General features: G+C 28.7%; 18 protein-coding genes and 1 tRNA gene. 17 read left to right on the top strand and 2 right to left on the bottom strand.

Features of this window, described 5'->3' with window-relative positions:
- Positions 1–12: 12 nt before the first annotated feature.
- The 4 genes from ON24_RS03325 (at position 13) to cfbC (ending at position 5,346) form a co-directional block, all read left to right on the top strand.
- Positions 13–1,419, top strand: a complete 1,407-nt coding sequence (locus ON24_RS03325; protein WP_152411884.1) for a hypothetical protein — start codon at positions 13–15, stop codon at positions 1,417–1,419.
- Positions 1,420–1,662: 243 nt separating this feature from the next.
- Entirely contained in the window at positions 1,663–3,072 is a 1,410-nt protein-coding gene (gene purF, locus ON24_RS03320) for an amidophosphoribosyltransferase (protein ID WP_016358326.1), read from the top strand.
- Positions 3,073–3,120: 48 nt separating this feature from the next.
- A complete protein-coding gene (locus ON24_RS03315) occupies positions 3,121–4,380 on the top strand; it encodes a peptidase U32 family protein (RefSeq protein WP_040681964.1) in 1,260 nt (419 codons plus the stop codon).
- 162 nt (positions 4,381–4,542) lie between these two features.
- Positions 4,543–5,346: a Ni-sirohydrochlorin a,c-diamide reductive cyclase ATP-dependent reductase subunit gene (gene cfbC / locus ON24_RS03310; protein ID WP_040681963.1), complete on the top strand. Its 804-nt coding sequence runs from the start codon at positions 4,543–4,545 to the stop codon at positions 5,344–5,346.
- Between the two features lie 36 nt (positions 5,347–5,382).
- Here cfbC and ON24_RS03305 read toward each other — a convergent pair whose 3' ends face one another.
- Positions 5,383–5,829 carry a GIY-YIG nuclease family protein gene (locus ON24_RS03305; protein WP_016358329.1) on the bottom strand — a complete coding sequence of 149 codons (447 nt, stop codon included), beginning with the start codon at positions 5,827–5,829 and terminating at the stop codon, positions 5,383–5,385.
- Between the two features lie 77 nt (positions 5,830–5,906).
- Between ON24_RS03305 and ON24_RS03300 the strand changes: the two genes are divergently transcribed.
- The 10 genes from ON24_RS03300 to ON24_RS03255 all read left to right on the top strand — a co-directional run bounded on the left by ON24_RS03300 (position 5,907) and on the right by ON24_RS03255 (position 14,921).
- The gene (locus ON24_RS03300; protein WP_016358330.1) at positions 5,907–6,320 is read left to right on the top strand and encodes a DUF371 domain-containing protein; all 414 of its coding nucleotides are present in this window, start codon (positions 5,907–5,909) and stop codon (positions 6,318–6,320) included.
- Positions 6,321–6,438: 118 nt separating this feature from the next.
- Positions 6,439–6,522 (top strand) — tRNA-Leu (locus tag ON24_RS03295).
- A gap of 162 nt (positions 6,523–6,684) precedes the next feature.
- The gene (galU, locus tag ON24_RS03290) at positions 6,685–7,536 is read left to right on the top strand and encodes a UTP--glucose-1-phosphate uridylyltransferase GalU (protein ID WP_016358331.1); all 852 of its coding nucleotides are present in this window, start codon (positions 6,685–6,687) and stop codon (positions 7,534–7,536) included.
- Between the two features lie 24 nt (positions 7,537–7,560).
- Positions 7,561–8,529, top strand: coding sequence for an NAD-dependent epimerase/dehydratase family protein (locus ON24_RS03285; protein WP_016358332.1), 969 nt, complete (start codon positions 7,561–7,563; stop codon positions 8,527–8,529).
- A gap of 167 nt (positions 8,530–8,696) precedes the next feature.
- Positions 8,697–9,386, top strand: a complete 690-nt coding sequence (locus ON24_RS03280; protein ID WP_016358333.1) for a glycosyltransferase family 2 protein — start codon at positions 8,697–8,699, stop codon at positions 9,384–9,386.
- A 161-nt stretch (positions 9,387–9,547) separates the two neighbouring features.
- A complete protein-coding gene (locus tag ON24_RS03275) occupies positions 9,548–9,967 on the top strand; it encodes a hypothetical protein (protein ID WP_040681962.1) in 420 nt (139 codons plus the stop codon).
- A gap of 345 nt (positions 9,968–10,312) precedes the next feature.
- Positions 10,313–10,519 carry a TIGR04165 family Cys-rich peptide gene (locus ON24_RS03270; RefSeq protein ID WP_016358335.1) on the top strand — a complete coding sequence of 69 codons (207 nt, stop codon included), beginning with the start codon at positions 10,313–10,315 and terminating at the stop codon, positions 10,517–10,519.
- Positions 10,520–10,576: 57 nt separating this feature from the next.
- Positions 10,577–11,722, top strand: coding sequence for a TIGR04083 family peptide-modifying radical SAM enzyme (locus tag ON24_RS03265; protein WP_040681961.1), 1,146 nt, complete (start codon positions 10,577–10,579; stop codon positions 11,720–11,722).
- A gap of 676 nt (positions 11,723–12,398) precedes the next feature.
- A complete protein-coding gene (locus ON24_RS03260; RefSeq protein ID WP_040681960.1) occupies positions 12,399–13,460 on the top strand; it encodes a hypothetical protein in 1,062 nt (353 codons plus the stop codon).
- Positions 13,461–14,018: 558 nt separating this feature from the next.
- Entirely contained in the window at positions 14,019–14,921 is a 903-nt protein-coding gene (locus ON24_RS03255; RefSeq protein WP_040681959.1) for a CBS domain-containing protein, read from the top strand.
- A gap of 264 nt (positions 14,922–15,185) precedes the next feature.
- On the opposite strand, the gene ON24_RS03250 is transcribed toward ON24_RS03255, so the two are convergent.
- Positions 15,186–16,946 carry a hypothetical protein gene (locus ON24_RS03250; protein WP_040681958.1) on the bottom strand — a complete coding sequence of 587 codons (1,761 nt, stop codon included), beginning with the start codon at positions 16,944–16,946 and terminating at the stop codon, positions 15,186–15,188.
- Between the two features lie 203 nt (positions 16,947–17,149).
- On the opposite strand from ON24_RS03250, the gene ON24_RS03245 reads away from it, so the two are divergent.
- From ON24_RS03245 to ON24_RS03235, 3 genes are all read left to right on the top strand, one after another.
- Complete coding sequence (locus ON24_RS03245; RefSeq protein ID WP_050553542.1) at positions 17,150–18,145, top strand: deoxyhypusine synthase; 996 nt, start codon at positions 17,150–17,152, stop codon at positions 18,143–18,145.
- A 12-nt stretch (positions 18,146–18,157) separates the two neighbouring features.
- The gene (locus ON24_RS03240; protein WP_040681957.1) at positions 18,158–18,700 is read left to right on the top strand and encodes a hypothetical protein; all 543 of its coding nucleotides are present in this window, start codon (positions 18,158–18,160) and stop codon (positions 18,698–18,700) included.
- A gap of 413 nt (positions 18,701–19,113) precedes the next feature.
- Positions 19,114–20,829 carry a carboxypeptidase regulatory-like domain-containing protein gene (locus tag ON24_RS03235; RefSeq protein WP_040681956.1) on the top strand — a complete coding sequence of 572 codons (1,716 nt, stop codon included), beginning with the start codon at positions 19,114–19,116 and terminating at the stop codon, positions 20,827–20,829.
- The last annotated feature ends 397 nt before the right edge of the window (positions 20,830–21,226 follow it).

Below are 21,226 nucleotides of genomic sequence, written 5' to 3'. Positions count from 1 at the left end.
TTTATAGATTATATGGAAGGTATTTGTATGGAAGAATATGATAAAAATAATGATTATGAAGATGAACATCTACATGATTCTAGTTATTATAATATTGATAAACATAATAATCTAAAAAACAAAAAGAATAAACAAAATACTGAAAATGAAATTTATAAATCTAATTTAAATAATCATGAAATTGAAAATAATGACAAGTTCAATATTAATGATTTTACAGATGACTTGATAAGTGACGGGGATTCCAATACTGATAAACCCCCTATTGGAAGTGATGATTTTAAAAACAGTAGGATAAATGATGAGAATCGGGATTTTATCGATGATTTTTTTAATGAGTCTGATGATTTAAACTCATCAAATCAGTTTATTGATGATTTATCTAATGGTTCAAATGAGAATCGGGATTTTATTGATGATTTATCAAGTGAGTCTAATGATCAATCCTCAACGGATCAGATTATTGGCGATTTATTGGAAAACAATAATGTAGATACAAAATCAACAGCTAAGGATATTGATTTAAGAATCATTGTAGACAATACTTATAATGCCGATTTGCTGAATAAGGCTTGTGAAAATATTGATTTAAATCAATACAATATCTCAATATCTGCAATTATACAAACCTTTAATTTAGATATTGCAAAAAGCACTACCCTAGGTTCAGATATAATATTTATTGCAAATGAAGGTGGAGAGGAAGGTAAATTATTGTATAATAATTTATATGACCACATAAAAACAGAAAACAACTATATAGAATTTTTGCAGATTCCTGTAAATGATGATAAAGAGCTGATTATTGAAGAGTTGGAGGTAAGTATCCGTAATTTAATTATTAATGTGGGTTTAAGTTCCATATTTAACATTACTAATTTTAACCATCTAAAATCTGAGATTAATACCCTTGAAAATAGATATTCTGTTTTAGAAAATGAGAAGGAAAAGACAGATCAACTAAACCATGAGCTTAAGGATAGAATATCCATATTAGATTCCAAAAACCATGATTTAAATTTAGAAATTACAGATCTTCAGAAAACAAATGACACTTTAAAATCTGAATTTGCAGATTTTAAAACAAGATATTCAAATATTCATACTAAAAAGATTCTGGAAATATTTTCAATATATCAGCTATGGCATGACACATTCAATGAAGATTTGGAGGATGAGGATAAGATTATAATAGCCACAAATAAATTCAAACCGGAGGATATTATAATCGGTCAGGGTTTAATAGGAGCTAATTCAATTGATGAGGCAATTGACTGGTTAAAAGTAGTTAGAACAGCACTTATCTTTGTGGAATACAATAGGGATGAACTTGAATCTGAAATTTATAACTCTAAAAGAAAGGATTCAGATGATGATAATCCTGATGTTGGAGAAACATTTTCCAATTTCATGTTTTAGTTTATAAATTTCTTTTTAAACATTATATTTTTTTTTTACATTAACTGTTTAAATTAAAATCATTCTACTTGTTTTTTAAATAATCCTTTTCGATTATTATTAGGTAAATCAATTTTATTTTATTTTATTTAATCTTTTTAAAACGATTTTTTTTATAAAAATCATAACTTATATATTGTTAAAATAATAAAAATATTTTTAATATTTATAATGATATACTAATGTTATATAATGAGGAATACAATGAGAGATAAGTGTGGTGTTGTAGGGATTTACTCTAAAGATCAAAGTAAAGATGTATCTGCTCCAATTTATTATGCTTTATATTCTTTACAGCATAGGGGTCAAGAATCTGCAGGTATTGCAACTCATAATAATATTAAGGGCTTAAATTATTATTGTGGTATGGGTCTTGTTGCAGATGTTTTTAAAACATATGAACTTCAAAAATTAAGTGGATATGTTGGTATTGGTCATGTAAGATATTCAACTACTGGTCAATCTAAACTTGAAAATTCACAACCTTTTGTAACTGATTTTGAAGATGGTTACATTGCTATGGCTCATAATGGTGATATTGTTAATTCTAAAATCTTAAGAGACCATCTTGTTGATTTAGGTTATGAATTTAACTCTGATACTGACAGTGAAGTATTGTGTTATCTAATTAAAGAACAATATCGTAAATTAGGTAATATTATTGATGCCTTAGAAGAGATTTCTAAAATGGTTATAGGTTCATATTCACTTGTCATAATGATTAACGATGAACTTTACATCGTTCGTGACCCTAAGGGTATGAAACCTTTGGCTATTGCTAAAAAAGATGATATGTTTATTGCAGCGTCTGAAACCGTTGCATTTGATGTATTAAGTGCTGATTTTATAAGGGATTTAGAACCTGGAGAGGTTATTTCCGTTGTTGACGGTGAGGTTTCCAGTCATATCTTGGAGATTACCTCTGAAACTCAAAATGCAAGATGCATGTTCGAATATGTATACTTTGCAAGACCTGATAGTGTTATAGACGGCAGATCTGTTTTTGATGTTAGGTTGGATATTGGTAAAAAATTATATGAGGAATTTCCATTTGATGCAGATTTAATTGTTCCCGTTCCAGATTCTGCAATACCATTTGCTTTAGGTTATTCCCGTGCCTCAGGTATTCCTTATGGTGAGGGATTAATAAAGAACAGGTATGTTGGAAGAACATTTATTATGCCTTCCCAGGAGGAAAGGGAACTTGCGGTTAAATTAAAATTAAATCCATTAAAATTAGGTCTTGAAGGTAAGGACATTGTTTTAATTGATGACAGTATTGTAAGAGGTACTACCTCAGCCTCATTAATTCATATTTTAAAAGAGGCTGGAGCCAATAAGATTTATCTTCTTGTAGGTTGTCCTCCAGTGGTCGCTCCTTGTTTCTATGGTGTGGCTATGGCATCTAAAGAAGAGTTAATAGCAGCTAATTACAGTATTGAAGAGATTAGATTACAATTAGATGCTGATGCATTAGGTTATATCAGTATTCCATCCTTGATTGATGCCATTGGTTTTGGTAAAGATGAATTATGTTTAGGTTGTATTACCGAGGATTATCCAACCTACTTACCTGATGATTTAGAAGTAGAATCATATTATACATTCTATTAAATTAACTATTTTTTTTATTATTTTTCATAAAACTTTAATGATGATATTATGGTAGAGTTATTATCCCCTGCAGGGGATTTTACATCACTTAGTGCGGTATTAAAAAATGGTGCGGATGCTGTTTACATTGGTCTTGATGGAGTTAATATGAGGATCAATGCATCTAATTTTAAACTGGACCAGATTAAAAAAGCGTCACAAATGGCAAAGGAATACAATGCTAAACTATATGTTTGCACCAACACTATAATGAGAGATAAAGATGTTGAACGTTTAAATAAACAATTGCCGGTCCTTGCAGATAGTGGTGTTGATGGTCTTATAATATCTGACATTGGTCTAATAGAATCTACATGTGACTATGGTATGGAGGCCCATATCAGTGTTCAGGAGAACATTACGAATCTTAATACCTTAAAGACTTTAAAAAAGTTAGGTGCTAAAAGAGCTATTTTATCAAGGGAATTATCTCTAAGGGATATTAGAAATATCACCAAAAAATCACCTATTGAAACCGAGGTTTTCATTCATGGCGCTATGTGCATGGCGGTTTCCGGAAGATGTTTTTTAAGTTATGGTCTTTATGGGAGAAGTGCAAACTGTGGTGACTGTCTTCAGCCCTGCAGAAAAAATTGGAAACTAAGTTTTGACTTTGATAATAATGATAAGGTTATAAATAGCAGTGATTTAAAAATGGATGAGGAATCATTTCTAATAGGTGAGGCATATGACAATACCTATAGAACAACCTTCTTCTCACCTAAGGATATGGCAATGATTGAACATATTCCGGAATTAATGGAATCCGGAGTAGATGCATTTAAAATCGAGGGTAGAGCACGTTCTGCAGATTATGCCGCAACAGCTACCAATGTTTATAGACAAGCTATTGACCTATATAATAAGGATAAAGAGAATTACAAATACAATCCTAAATGGATGGAACAGCTTCAGGAGGTCTTCAACAGAGGCTTTGACACTGGTTTCTATTTTAACACCCCATATGAAATAAGCGAAAATAATAAATCAGAGTATGTTAAGAAAGACATTGGTAAGGTTTTAAATTATTATAATAAGCCTAAAGTGGCGGAAATTAAAATCTGGGATGATTTATCTTTAGGGGATGAATTAATGGTTCAGGGACCTACAACGGGATCAGTTCGTTATACTGTAAATTCAATGGAGATTGAAAATAGAAGGATTGAAAAGGCTTGTAAAGGTCAGGATGTTGGAGTTTATTTCCCTGAGAAGTTACGTAAAAATGACTTTGTATATAAATTAGTTAAAAGAGAAGATTTTGAAAGTTAAATTATTTCCACATTTGATGGAAGATATGATTTAATCGTTTAATTAATCTATTTTATTCTATATTTACTTTAAAAATATGGATTTATCTGGTTTAATTAATTTATTCTTATCTTATGTTTATTTTAAAAAAAATATATTTATAAAAAGAATTGAGGATTTTCTATGTGTGAAAAAAGAATAGCTATTTATGGTAAAGGAGGTATTGGTAAATCTACTACAGTAGCTAATTTATCAGCAGCCTTAAGTAATGAGGGTTTAAAAGTTATGGTAATAGGCTGTGATCCTAAGGCCGATACTACTAGAACATTATATGGTATGAGGATTCCTACTATTATAAATACTATTAAAGAAAATAGAAATCCTGAATTGGGAGACATAGTCTTTAAAGGTTATAATGGCATTTTATGCACTGAAAGTGGAGGTCCTGAACCTGGTGTAGGCTGTGCAGGACGTGGTGTTATTGTAGCTATGAAACAACTTCAGAAACTTAATGCTTTTAATGAGGATATCGATGTAAGATTTTATGATGTTCTGGGTGATGTTGTCTGTGGAGGTTTCTCAGTACCCCTTAGAAAGGACTATGCAGACGAGGTTTACATAGTGTCCTCTGGAGAATATATGTCCCTTTATGCTGCAAATAATATTAGTAGGGGAATTAAAAAACTTAAAGGACAATTAGGTGGAATAATTTTAAATAAGCGTAATGTTAACAATGAAGAGGAGATTGTTAATGCATTTGCAGAAAAAATAGGTACCAAGGTAGTAGGTGTTGTTGAAAGAAGCGGTCTTATTCAGGATGCTGAACTTGATGCAAAAACGGTAGTTGAAAAATATCCTGATTCTGATGAAACATCAATTTATAAAAAGTTGGGTAAATCATTAATTGAAAATAGTGATTATACAATACCGGAACCAATAGATGATGAGGAGTTTGAAGAGTTTTTTAAATTTTACAGTAAAAATTAGTTGATTAACCATTTATTACTTAATTAGAATTAGAATCTATTTAATTAACTTTTTAAAATCATTTAAATTGTAGTGTTTCATATTTAAATCCTCATAAGAGTCAATAACTACTTTAAGTGCTTTATCGTAGTTTTGGAAGTAATGTAAATGTGAGTCACATGAACAATCACTGGAGCCGAAACTATCAACAGAATCATCACTTATATTCTTGATATAATCTGATAGTTCACATTCTATTTTCCTAGAACTTAACGTGTATATGACCTCAACAATATCTGCATCTTTATTTTTAAGTAAGTAATCTATATGCCAATGTAGTTTCTTGTCATCTGCAAGGTGTCTTTTAACTCTTGATTCAATTGAATTCATTGCAGAACCTACATAAACATAATATCCTGGCATAAACTCTATTTTGCCCAGAGCACCAATCTTTGTTTTTATACTTTTTTTAAGTTCTATAATTAAACAATATGTACCTTTCATTTTAACTAGATATAATTTTAAATAGGAATATTTATAAAAGTATTCATAATCAATTTTTTTCAGGTGTTTTTTATAAGATGAATTTTGAAATAATGGCTAGGGGTCATCCAAATGTTAGCTCAATTCATAAATCTACCTTTGAGATAACTAAGGACAAAAGTTTAACCAAGGCAGGGGATTGTATAATTGGTCTTGACATGAATAAGTCCATGTTGGATTTTCCAGAGGATTTTAAAAATAAACTTCAATCCTCCAGTACAAAGGTTACGGTTCAGCTTAAAACAGATAATGGCTATGATGAGATTCATGGAAGGGGGGATTCTAATTTGGAATTATCCCATGAAACAGATATGGTTATAAGGAAAAGCACATTTACATGTAATAGGACATTAATGGTTGAGGCGGATAAAGCTGCCTGTGATTTAAATAGGGATCTTATTGAAGATCTAATTAATGGTAAACGATTATATGTAAATATTATTTTGGATTGAATCTTTTAGTTTATCATTCATTTCTTAAATTTATATAAAAATCTTCTAATTTTCGAAACCTTTATATATTAGTTTTGACTAATAGTTTATTACTGTTTATTAGACTATCTTTTTTTATGCGGGGATGGTCGAGTGGTCAAAGGCGATAGGTTGAGGGCCTATTGGGTTAGTCCCTTCGCGGGTTCAAGTCCCGTTCCCCGCACTATATGACTTTTTTTGATTATTACTATTTTATAGATTGTAGAATTTTTACTTGATTTTTTTATATTAAATACTAAATTATTTAAATTATTAAAATATAGATTAAACTAATATAGATTAAAAATTTAAAATTTATTATAAAAAAAATCAAAGGTGGTATATGATGAAAGCAGTTATTCCGGCAGCAGGATTTGGAACTAGATTTTTACCTGCTACTAAAGCACAACCAAAAGAGATGTTACCTGTTTTTGATAAGCCTACTATTCAATATGTAATTGAAGAGGCAGTAGCATCCGGTATAGATGATATTTTAATTGTTACAGGTAAGAATAAAAGGTCTATCGAGGATCATTTTGATAAATCATTTGAACTTGAACACACTTTAAAGGAAAGTGGTAAACTTAAAGCTTTAAAACAAATTCAAGATATCACTGACTTGGCTGATATCTGTTATGTTCGTCAAAAAGAACAGAAAGGTCTTGGAGATGCAATATATTGTGCTAAGAAACATATTGACGGAGAACCTTTTGCTGTAATGCTTGGTGATACTATTACAAAGGGTGCTGTTCCATGTACTAAACAGCTAATTGAAGTTAGTCAGAAATATAACTCATCTGCAATAGCTGTCGAAGAGGTTCCTGATGAGAAAGTGGAAAGATATGGTATTATTGATGGAAGACCTGTTGAAGATTCTGTATATAAAATTGATAAACTTATAGAAAAACCACCTTTAGCAGAAGCTCCAACAAACTTGGCTATTATGGGAAGATATGTTTTAACTCCTGATATCTTTGATCATATTGAGAATACTAAACCGGGTAAAGGTGGAGAAATCCAATTGACCGACGCATTAGCTAAATTGAATGTTATATATGGTTCAATATTTGACGGTAAAACTTATGATATTGGAAACCGTCTTGAATGGTTAATGACCTCAATCGAATTTGCATTAGATGATGAGGATGCTCACGATCAAATATACAATTATATGAAATCAATTGTAGACTCCCAATAGATATTTTTAAGGATGTGCTTTTTTATGGAAACTCAAAGAATATTAGTAACTGGTGGAGCAGGTTTTATTGGAACAAACCTTGTAGAAGAGTTAAGATCACGTGGTCATGAGGTTTTATCAGTAGATTTATTACATCATGAGGATGAGGCAGACTTATACTCTGATGAATATTCTGATTATGTTAGAGGTGATGTTAGAAACTATCGCCAAATTGAGAGAATTTTTGAGGAAAATGATAAATTCGATTATGTTTACCATTTAGCTGCTGAGTATGGACGTTGGAATGGTGAGGCTTACTATGAAAACCTCTGGGAAACTAATGTGATTGGTCTTAAAAACATGATTAGACTTCAAGAAAAACTTAAGTTTAGAATGATTTCATTTTCAAGCTGTGAGGTTTATGGTGATTATAAGGGTGTAATCACCGAGGATTTAATGGAAACACATCCAATCAATGAAACATATCAGATGAATGATTATGCTATAAGTAAATGGGCTGGAGAACTTATGGTCATGAATTCAGCATCAATGTTTGGTACAGAAACTGTAAGGGTAAGACCTTTAAACTGTTATGGTCCTCATGAGGCATACTCTCCATATAAAGGTTTCATTCCAATATTTATCTATAAAGCATTGCATGACCAACCGTATTCTGTACATATGGGCCATAAAAGGATTATTGATTATGTTGGGGATACTGTAAACACCTTTGCAAACATTGTGGATAACTTTATACCTGGTGAGGCTTATAATGTAGGTAGTAAACCAGAATGGGAAAAGGATATTAAAGAATATTCTGACATTGTTCTTGATGCATGTGGTAAGGATGATTCCCTTGTAACTTACACACCTCCTGAGCCATTTACAACCAAGGTTAAAACAGTCGATTGTTCCAAGGCTATTCGCGATTTAAAACATGACCCTAAAGTGTCACCGGAAGAGGGAATTAAAAAGACTGTTGAATGGATGAAAGATTATTATAGAATAGAATAGTCTTTCTTTTTCTTTTTTTAATTATATTTTTCATAATCTGGTCTTTCAACAATAAAAATTATATTTTTATTATATGATGTTTTGTTCAGGTTTTGTGGTGGCATAATAGTTGAAATTATGTCTTTTATTTTTTAGAGATATTATATTAGTTCTGTGATGGTGTTTTAATGGTTAGGATAATAGCTTTAATACCTGCATTTAATGAGGAGGTGGCGTTAGGTTCTGTAATTCTAAGAACCTTGCAATATGTTGATGACGTATTGATTGTTGATGACGGAAGTACAGATGCTACAAATCAGATAGCCCGTCTTGCAGGTGCAAAGGTAATTACACATCCAAATAATCTTGGAAAAGGGGAAGGATTAAAATCTGGTTTTCAGGCTATTGGCGATGATTATGACATTATACTTACAATAGACGGTGACGGTCAACATAATCCAGATGAAATTCCTTTATTGTTAAAACCAATACTTGATGGTGAAGCCGATCTTGTAAATGGAAGTCGTTATATCAATGGTCCTGAGGAAAATACCCCGGCTTATCGTAGGGTTGGTCAGCAGGTTCTTGATAAGGCTACTAATATTTCTGCAGGTATTGATGTTACTGATTCACAAAGTGGTTTTAGAGCTTTTTCCTCCAAATGTTGTTCTTGTTTCAGATTTAAAGATACTGGGTTCGGGATTGAAAGTGAGATGTTGGTTGATGCTGCAGAAAATGGTTATAGAATAATGGAGGTTCCAATTACCGTTCGTTATGATGTGGACGGTTCAACAAAGGACCCTGTAACACATGGTGTAGGTGTATTGTTAAACATTATTAAGGATAAAATCCAAAGAACATTTAATGGTAATAAATAGTTTATCTATTAAATTAATCTAAGAATTTATTTACAATATTCTAATTAATTTAATTAAATATAAGATAGTTTATTTTAATTTAAATTTATTTTAATTCAAATTTTTGAAGGTTTTTTAATTTCTATAATTTTTTAACAAACTTAAGTTAAATAAGTGATAGTATGTATAGTGATGAGGAGAAAATACAGTTGATGAAAGATTTTGATAAGATGAATTATTATGAGAGTCAAAATTTTGATTATGATGATGAATTTGCTAGTGAATTAGTGGATATTGTTAAAAAATTAAATACTGGTGCTTTGTCTGTAGATTCTGATGAGATTAAACAGGCTATACTTGATTTGGAATTTAATTTATATGGTCAAGGTATCTTCCTAAGAAAGGAATCCAAATTCTTTGAAGAGGGTTTTGAGATATATTTGAATATTGGTATCAATTCAGACCAATTAACTAATCTTATTAAATGGTTAGATAGGTTTAGTTTTGAGATTTATTCAGTCTATGAGGACGGATTCTCATCTTTGAATATTACATTCCTTTTAAAACCTACCTATGAATATGAGGATGTTAACACTGATTAGTTAATTTACTTTATCAATTCCTATTTTTCTTGGTTTCGTATTCTTTAATTCTATTTTACAATTTCTTTATTTTTTTTAGTTTTTGCTTTTTTAAGCTTATTGTCATCTTTAAATAGTGATATTCTAGGAAAGTCGTTTAAATTATAAATTGTTCTTTTCTATAATTAAATAATAATCCTTTTCTTAGAATTAATAATAAATTAGTTAAATCCTTTTTGTTTTTATATAATTATATAATTTAAATCATTTTCAATAACAAAGTTTATATTATATTATCTAGTAATTTTATTATAATAAACAGATAGAAATTAATTGTTTTATCTAAGATAATTTTATGGTGAGATAATGAAGGTAGAAGACTTAGTAGCTAAATGTCCTAAATGTGGTTCAACTGATAAAACTGTTTATCGTAGAAGAATAGATAATCATTTAGCATATGCTGAAACCGCATATTTCAAATGTTCTAATTGTGGACATTTATTTGAAACAGGTCATGATGATACAAACGATGAAAGAAATAAGATGATTAAAAAATTAAATAAAATCATGTAATTTCAGTCTTTTTTTGCAATTTTTTTTTAAATTAACTTTTTATTTTTTTGTGATATAATGCCATTTCATATAATGATAATACCAACACTTAATTGTCCAGGTAACTGTAAGTATTGTTGGGGTTCTGATAAACATGCCGAGGTAATGGACATTAGCATGATTGAAAGTATTAAAGAATGGTTAGAAACATTTAGAAATAATGAACCGGTTCATTTTACTTTCCATGGTGGGGAACCTTTACTTGCAGGATATGATTTTTATAGGGAAGCTTTCCCGATACTTAATCAGTTAAAGAACATAAATGGATACTCAATGCAATCTAATCTTTGGCTTCTTGATGAGAATATCGTTGAAGTATTAAAGGAAAATAACGTTGCATTAAGTACCAGTATTGATGGTCCTAAGGAGATTACAGATTACCAGAGAGGTAAGAATTACTTTGATAAAACAATGGAATCTGTAAAACTTGCAGAGGATAATGGGTTATTTGTTAATTATGTATGCACATTCACCTCATATTCTAAGGATTATGCAAATGAAATATATGATTTCTTTAAAGGGATGGGTGCAACTGTTAAAATTCATTCTGCCCTTCCATCTTTAAGGGGGGATAATGCGGATCCATGGGTATTAAACCAAGAGGATTATGGTAAGTTAATGGTTTCATTACTTGATAAATACCTATATGATCTTGATAAGTTTCAGATTAAAGACTTTGACCATATGGCGAAAAGCAGTTTCATTCGTCATGGAACACTATGTACCTTTGCGGACTGTATGGGGGATACCCTTGCAGTAGGTTATGATGGCAGTATTTACCCTTGTTATAGGTTTGTAGGAATGGATGAATATATAATGGGTAATGTTAAGGATAAACCTAGTGTTGAGGATTTACATAATTCCAATGCCTGGGGAAAATTAGAGGAATTTAATTCATTTGTTGATGATAATTGTAAAACCTGTAGATTCATTAAATTCTGTAGAGGCGGATGTCCATATAATGGTATTGTTGCAAGCCATACACCGAAAGAGGTAGATCCTCAATGTGAGGCTTATAAGTTGATATTCTCCGATATTTCAAAAAGACAGAATAGGGATTTCTTAAAAAGAGGAATTCCAGGAATGCCGGGTATGGATGGACCGCAAGAGAAAAAAGAAGGGGAACCATATTCAATTATGGATTTAATGATGAAGCCATTATAATGTTTAAAGGTAAAATTGGGTTTTAATATTTAATTAAAACTATACTACTTATTTTTTTTAGATTACTTTTATTTTATCTTTTTTTTTTAATTTAAAAACCTTAAAGGATATTTCATATATTTTAAATTTTTTTATTATTTATTTTTAAAATCTTAGTTAACTTTTTTAATTAATTTCTTCTGGTTTAATTTTAATCATCTATTTCAACTTGAATTATGTTTTTATTATCTATTTTTAATCTTTTAATTTAAATTTTATTTATATTACTATATTTTGGATTTTAGTTTAGGTTTTTTTTTAAAACTTAGGATAGATTAGTATATCTTATTTATTTAAATATCCTGTAACTTTTAAATTTATTTTTGAATCTAAATTTCTAATCATTTTTAAAAATATTCATAAAATCTTTTATTTTACCTATATTTCCTAGATATTTCTTAGATTTTGATTTAGATAACCCTGATGTAATATTTTTTTACATAAATTAAATTTTATATAATTTTATTATTAGATTATATTGTTTTGTCTATAAATTTTTAGTTTTATTTTACAATAGTTTTAAATGGATAGAAAATTTTATATAATATAAATCATTAAAGAAATAATAGAAAAATATTTTTTCTTTTATGTTCAATTTTTTTTTGAACTAGGTTAAATTATATTTTTAGGGAGTGATATGATATTAAATAAAAAATTATTATTAATATTGACTTTGTTTGTAACTATCATATTATGTACTAGTTCAGTAGGTGCACAGAGTGTAAGTAATGTTATTACTGCTGATTCTAATAATGGTAGTTCCCAGGTTTCAGATGTTAATGAAGAAAATGGTACAGATGTGTATGTCCACAATGATCATAATGATGATTTAACTGATTCTAAATATGAGAATCCAAATGACTATTATTTTGATGAGAATGGTAACCGTGTGAATTATACTTCAGATACCCGTAGTTTTAATAATGTTACTATGTCTAATGGGTATAACGCTTATGCAATACATCATAGTGGTTATTTGGAAACTAATGACAGTAAGACACATCCAATATTTTGGAATGATACCTTTAAGGTGGTTAGTCCTAATCATACAGGGGTTGTTGTTGGCCATTGGCATTTAACTAATGCAACTCCAATTGGAGAATTTTTAAAAATACTAATCTATGAATATTTGGATGCCTTTAATAATATTAATGATCCTAATGTTCCTAATAGTATCTATTTACAATCTTATATATGGGACTTCTATGATAATGTAAACAATTATGACGGTTTATCAGATCTCAATAAAAGGGTTGTTGATGAGTATAATAACGGAACCCGTGTAAATAATACCGGCAATATTAAATGGACCAATAGCACCCATTATAAAATATACGATTTTATGGGTTTTCAAAATATGAATAGTACTCACATGAATATGTGGGGATTTAAAATTACAGAAGTAGATGTTCCACAACCAAGTAATAATACCACAAACGGTACTAACAGTACTAACAGTACTCCGGTAAATCCTGGAAACACTAACAATACTACCTCAGGGAATAATACTAATGGTACTAACACTACTCCATTAAACCCTAATGGTGATAATAATATTATATCTTATAATGATAATAATAATTCAAGTACTTTAGTTAATAATGTCCCATTACTAAATACTGGAAATCCACTTTATATGGTGTTTTTAGTATTAATTGTTTTAGGACTAATTCCATTTAACAGACGGATTAAAAAGTAATTTAAATAATGTTTTAACTTTTAAAATTTTATATAGTTTTAAATCTTTTAATATTATTTTTGATTCTTTTTTTTAAAAAAAACAGAGACTTTTTTTATTAATTTAATTCTTCATAGGATTATTGATTTTTTATTCTTTTTTTTTAATGGAAACTTTATCTATTAATTTAATTCTTCATAGAATTATTAATTTTTTTTTAATTAATTAAATTTTAAATTATTTTTTTCATGTTTAAAATAAATTAATTATCATGTAAAATTACATTTTTAATTATTATTCATAATGATTTGTTTATATCTAAATATTTTTTTGATTGTAAAATAATTTATTTGATGTATTACTTATTTTTAAATTCGTTTTCTAAATTTAAATTGTTTATTATAAGTTTTTTAAATTATTATTGTTTTATATAGATTTATTATACTATTTTTTTTAAGAAATCTATCATTATAAATTAAAACTTCCCTCTTTTTTTTAACAAAGTTTTAATATGATAAAAAATAAATTATCATTAATTATAATTATAAATTCTTAACAATTTTTAAGAAGGTATTAATAATGATAACCTCAGTTCAAAAGGAAATTTTACAAAATTTAATTAATTTATATCAAACCTCTGAAGGTAAATCTATTAAAGGTGAACAAATAGCTGAAGTTATGAACCGTAATCCTGGTACCATTCGAAACCAGATGCAATCATTGAGAAGTTTAGGTTTAGTGAAGGGAGTGCCTGGTCCTAGGGGTGGTTATAAACCAACTATTGAAGCTTATCATAATTTAAACATACCAGTATCTGATAAAGATTCAAAAGTGCCAATTTCAGTTAATAACAATAGGATAGAAGGACTTTCTGTTGCTAAAATTGAATTTACCAGTGTGCCTCATCCAAAGGAATGTGAAGCTGCTATTAAGGTATTAGGCAATATAAAATCTTTGAATATTGGTGATGAGATTCAGGTTGGACCTACGCCAGTCAATAATCTAGGTGTAATCGGTAAGGTTGTAGGACGTGATGATACAGATAATATTATTTTACTTGAGACAAATACAATACGCAGCATACCTAAAAAATCAGTTATTGAAATAGGATCTGTTGATTTATTAACATTGTTTCCTGACAATACTATCCGTGAGGCATCAAAAATATTTTCCTGCAATTCTATTAATGGTGCACCAATTGTTGTTGATAATGTGGCAGTCGGTGTTTTAACTGTTACAGATGTTGTAAAAGCTATTGCAGAAAATAAGGAGGATATAAAAGTCAGTGAATATATGTCTCCTAAAGTGGTTAGTGTTAATAAGGACATGTCTATTGCAAATGCGGTAGAAATAATGTATAAACATAAAATAGGAAGATTGATTATAACCGATGATAATAACAATCCAATTGGTATTGTAACAAGAACTGATCTTATTGAATCCATGATTAATCTTAAAAAATTCCCTATAACTACCGAGTAGTTATATCTCCTTTTTTTTAATTATTTTTATGAACTTGTTATTTAAATTAAAATTCTTATTCTATTAGATATTTCTATAATCAATAAAAATTGGTTTTCATTTAAATCCATTCAATCTATCATTATAAATCAAATGATTAAATATATAGTAATATCTTAAAAAGAGTATATTTGGATAAAAAATCTTATTTTAAAAAATAGAAATAAAGAGTTTGGATAATATTATATCATCTATCAGAAAACTTAAAAGGTTCTGTGAAACTGTTTAGATAATAATTATATCGTCTATCTCTTCTAGTTTTGCCTGGGCTAATTTTTTAATACGTGGAAATTCGTTTTCATCACGGGCTATCTTATTTAGAATTTCTCTATCATTAGTTAATTCCACTACAACTTTGTGATTCTCATAATTTTCCTGGCTAAGGGCAAGATATAATATTTTATCTTTACCTTCTGAGCTTACTTTATTAATATTGGTTTTAAACTCCTTAATTTTCTTTTTACAAAGCTCTTCTCTTTCTTTAATCAATTCTATTTTATTTTCGCTTGTATCCTCAAGCTCCTTTAGAGGATATCTATCATCAAGTTTCTGATAATAGGATAGGGTTTTTTCATAGGGTATAAGTAAAGTATCCATGAAAAATTTTTTATTTTCGATAAAATCGGATATCCCAACCTCCAAATCCTTATATTCATTATATGAATCATAGAATAGTTCGGAATCATTGGTGTTATTTAAAATCTCTTCAAGGGCAGGCTCTATTTTACCAAGCTTCTCATATGCTATTGCGCGTATCTGCCATACCTCATCATCTTTGGCTATCTCATTTAAAGTATAGATATCCGTTATTTTATTCACGATTACCTTTCTGATACTTGCATTGTCTGAATCCTTAAGTATCTCTTTAAGGTAATCCTCATTATGGATTTTCTCAACTAGAATTTTCTTAACGGAGTCGTCCTCATTCTTATCATATAATGAGTATAAAACGTTTTCATCATCAATCTTTTCTGCAATCTTGGATTTTAAAGTAGCATCTGTATTATCTATAAAGAGTTCTTTAAGTTTGTCCTCATCATATATTTTATCTACTATCTCCTCTTTAATCTGGTTGTTATCACTGTTTAAACCTATTTCGAGAAGTTTTTCCTCATCATAAATCTTTTTAATGATTGATGATTTGTATTCGACCTTGTCTGCTTTAAGTGCGATGTCACGTAGTAAATCCTCATCCTCGATTTTATCCAGTGCAATGTATGCCATATCATTGTTTCTGTTGGCTATTGCAATTTCTTTTAAATATTTGAGATTGTAGACTTTATCCGTTGCTAGACCTCTGGAGTTAAGGCAGTTACTGTTAAGGGCAATATTTGTAAGCTTTTTCTCATCCTCGATTCCATCGATTGCGACGATTCCAACATCGACATCCTCGTCTTTAATAGCTATTCTTTCAAGTATGTCCTCATTTTCAATTAACTCAGTTGCAATAAAACGTGTTTCTTTACATTTACTATTTAAAGCTATGCAATATATGTCCTCAAGTGATGTGATGTGGCTTAAAGCAAATTTACCTACATTGAAATCAGTATCTTTTATGGCAGATTCTTTGTATAACTTTTCATCATTTACCCTTGATAATGCTATGTTACGTATCGTTGGATCTGTATCGTTTAATGCTACTTCCTTAAGCACTCTAAGATTTCGAATTCTTGCAACCGCTACCTTACGGGCTTTTGCATTTTTTGCTTTAAGTGAAAATTCATCTAATAATTCAACATTTTTTATATTTCTAACAGCGGATATTGCATTATCGCTATTTCCATCATTATAAGCTATTTCAAGGTATCCATAGTCTTCGGAACCTATTCTCATATATGCCGCAGATCTGACCTGCCATGCATCATCATTACGAGCAATATCAATAAGTTCCTCTAAATTTAAATCTTCACTCTGTATTGATTGGATTCTTTCGGTTATAGAATCGCTGTATATTCCTTTTTTATTTATTCTATCCATAAAACCCATTATTACCACTTAATTAATTGAATTATTATATTTAAATAAATTTAATATTTTTAATTAACTTCGAATGTTTTAAAGAAAAATCTTTTATTTAATTACTAATAAATATATAAATATAAGTGTATCATTATATAATATTATATATAATTCTTATTTTTATAAATTTAATGTTTTTTATAAAAACTTATTTATTTTTAGTGATATTTATGGAAAATAAAGGTATTGAAAATATTTCATCTAATTTTAATCCAAAATTAAAGGCTCATAAGGTAAAACAAATAGAATTAAAAAATGAAATGACTGTTAGCCAACTTATTGATGAGTTTGATTCATCAGGTGTCTTAGGTTCTGGAAGGGTCTCAAGAGCTAGAAATCTTTTAATTGATATGGTTAATGATGATGATATGCAGATCTTCTTATCCGTTGCAGGTCCTATGGTTCCTGGAGGATTAAGGAATGTTATTGCAGATATGATTAGGAATAGACAGATAAGTACACTTATTACAAGTGGCGCAAATTTAACCCATGATATGGTTGAGGCTTTTGGTGGAAGACATTATAAGGATTTAGGATTTGATGATGAGGAACTCAATGATGCAGGAATTGGTAGGATTGCCGATGTATACACTCAATCAGGTGATTTTGAAGTATTTGAAGAAAAAATCACTAAGATGTTAGAGATAATCGAGAAGAAGTATGACAATCCTAAAGATAAAAATATCATCTCAATTGAGAAGTTGTTATATGAATTCGGAATGCTTATAGATGATGAGAACTCTATTTTATATTTAGCTGCTCATAATAGTGTTAATATATTTGCACCAGGTCTTATTGATAGTATGATTGGTCTTCAATTATGGATTTTTAGTCAGGATCATAATCTTCATGTAGATGCAGTTGGGGATATGCATCATTTATCTGATGTTGTATTTGAAACAGAAAAGGTAGGTGCCATTATGTTAGGTGGTGGTATTCCTAAGCATTATACTTTAGCATCCAATCTTCTTAAGGGTGGAATTGACGCAGGTTTTCAGATCACTATGGATAGACCTGAAACTGGAAGTTTAAGTGGTGCAAGACTTGAGGAAGCTAAAAGCTGGTCTAAAGCAAAACATGGTTCAAAACTGGTAACTGTAATAGGTGATACAACTATATTATTCCCACTTATATATGCGGGAGCAATGGATCATTTTAAAGAATAATGGGGTATTATTGTGGAGTTTCTACTTTATCCTATTTTATATGGTCTTTCAGGATTTTTCATGAAGATATCAGATGATATTTATGATGAGAAACATAATAAAATTCTTGCTTCTTTAATCGGCGTTTTATGTGGTGTTGTATCTGGAATAATTACAAGTTCCAGTGTTGACGGTGCATATATCTTTCTTGGAATATTGATAGGTAATTTTATAGCTTTAAAAGTTGATGGAATACATCATGTGGTTACATTGATTGTATTTCTCGCTGTTTCACTGTATTTGTCTATTCCAACTTTAAATCTTTTATTACTGGCAGTTATTATTATTTCTGCTTTAATAGATGAGATTGGAAATGATAATGAGAAAATCTATGCAAAAAGTAAATTCTTAATGTATTTCTTTGATTATAGATTTACCATGAAGGTTGTAATCCTTATACTTGCACTATTCGGATACTTAAGTCTATGGACATTTTTATTCTTCCTGTGTTTTGAAATAGCATATGAGATTGGAAGGGTTTTATTTGAAAGATATCTAATTAATTGGGATTTATGATTCTTAGATTTCTTTTTTTTATTTTTTTTTTCAAATTTTTTCATTGGACTTGAATTTTATATTATCTATTTTTTAAGTTTTTTTATTGGGATATATTTTTTTTAGTTTTTAATTTTAACATGATATGTAAATTTCTTTTTACAATTTAAATTGTATATTATTTAGTTTTTATTATGATGTAAAATACTTTTTACAATCATTTTTTTATTTTTTTGAACATTTTCTATTTTTATCTTAATTTTTTATATTTTTTTATAATTTTTAACTAATTTAATTATAAATATTTTACATTTATGGATGATAAAGTATTTAAGTTCGTTAATTAAACATATATATAGAAAAATAAATTCAATTTTATTTTTCTAATTCTAAATTGAACTTTAAATTTTTAATAAAATCAATTGGAGGATATGATGAAAAAGTATAGTAAATATTTAGTTTTAGCTTTGCTTTTAATTACAATAGTTACTATTACTGGAGTATCAGCAGAGGACACTTCAAATTACTCTTCTTCAGATAATACAACATTAAACTCTGTAAACAACAATGTAAACATTTTAACAGATGATAATGTTAGTGACGGGAATGTCACACCTGTGGAGAATACAAGTATTGGTGAAAACACAACCCCTGTTGTTGAAAATAAGACAGTTAATACTAATATAGATATTTCTGTAGATAACTCCTCAGTGTATGAGCCATCTATTGTAAACATCTCTGTTATAGGGGATGATAATGCTACAGTTAATGGTGGAAATATTAGTGTCATTATTAAATATGACGATAACGGAACTGTTTATAATAAAACTCTCCCAGTAACTGATGGTAAGGCTATAATTCAATGGACTCCTACAATCACTGGAAAATATACTATTAATGTAGATTTCAATGGTTATACTGCAGATAACATTACTTACAGCACTTCCAAAGGAAGTAAAACCTATAATGCAATTGCAAATAATAACTTAATTATTATTTCAAATAATGTTGTAATGTATTATAGGGATGGAACTAAATACTATGTATTTGTTACAGATATTGATGGTAATCCTATAAGTAATGTTTCTGTTGAGATAAATATTGCAGGTAAATCCTACAAAAGGATCACTAATGAAAACGGAACAGCCTCTCTTTCATTAAACTTATCTCCAAAAACTTATAATGTTACTACCTCAGTAGTAAACTCCACTGTTACTAATTCATCTTCAGTAACAATTAATAATTGGAACAATAGTTTAATCAAGGTTAATCCAGTTAAATTAACTAAAGAGTATAAACTTAGCAATAAGTTTAAGGTCTATATAAGCCACAATGGTACAGCCCTTCAAAATGTACCTGTATACATTGTCATTAAAGGTAAGACTTACAAAGCAACCACTGACAACTCAGGACTTGCTCAACTTAACATTAATCTTAAACCTGGAAAATACAACGTATATGCATATGTTGTTAATGGTAATAAAAAAATAGGCAGTTATTCCACTATTACTGTTAATAAATGGAATAAAAAATATGCTAAATTAACTGTTAATAAAGTAGTTAAAAACTATGCTGATTCCAATAAGATCCGTGTAAAATTGACCTATAAAAATCATGGAATTTCTGGTGAAAAGGTCTTAATCAAAGTTGCAGGTAAAACATATACTAGAACAACTAACTCTAATGGTGATGTTAGTATGAGCTTTAATAAAATAGGTACCTATAAGGTTAGTGCTTCTACTAATGTTGTTGGCGTTAAAGTCTCAGGTTCAAACACTGTTAAAGTAAATCCTGCATATGTTAATTTACTTGTTAACAATAATGTAAATTCTTATACTGGACAATCAGACAATAAAGGTAAATTAGCTTTATTCTATAATATTAACAAGAAATACCTTGATTCAAAGAATAAAACTGTAAACAATAAATTAAAATTACAATTTACATATAATAATAAACCACGTGTTCAACAATATGTAAGTGTTACTATAAATGGTAAAAATACTGTTTATAAAACTGATAAAAATGGTAGAATCTATGCCGACATTAGTAAGGCAAAAACAGGTTGCCAATATGTTACAGTAATTTATTATTCTTTTGATAAAAATTATTATAGCTTAAAATGGTCCGTTCGAGTTAATTTCAGATAGTTAAAATTCATTATCTGAATTTTTTCTATCATTTCTTTTTTATTTTTAATGTATTTTTTTATTTTTCAGATCAACCTATTTTTAGCTAATGAATTCAAAGAGTAATTGTTTTTATGATTTCTTAGTTTAAATTTAAGAATTATTTCCATAGAAAACTATAATACATTTAAAACCATGTTTAAGTATTTAGTCTAGCTTTTTATTATTAAAACTAGTTTAAAATTCTATTTTTCTTAATTGATATTTGATTGGTCATTTATTTTTTTATTGAATTTTTTCATGATAAAAGTGTATTTAATGGTTAAATTCACAAATTAAAATGGAAAAATTAGGTTTTTTATTTATTTAAAATAAAATGAGCTTTAATAATTTAATCTATGTAATTAAAATGGAAAAT

Source organism: Methanobrevibacter boviskoreani JH1 (assembly GCF_000320505.1).
Classification (GTDB): domain Archaea; phylum Methanobacteriota; class Methanobacteria; order Methanobacteriales; family Methanobacteriaceae; genus Methanarmilla; species Methanarmilla boviskoreani.
Note: the sequence above shows the minus strand (reverse complement) of the source record. Positions and strands in the feature narration are given on the sequence as shown.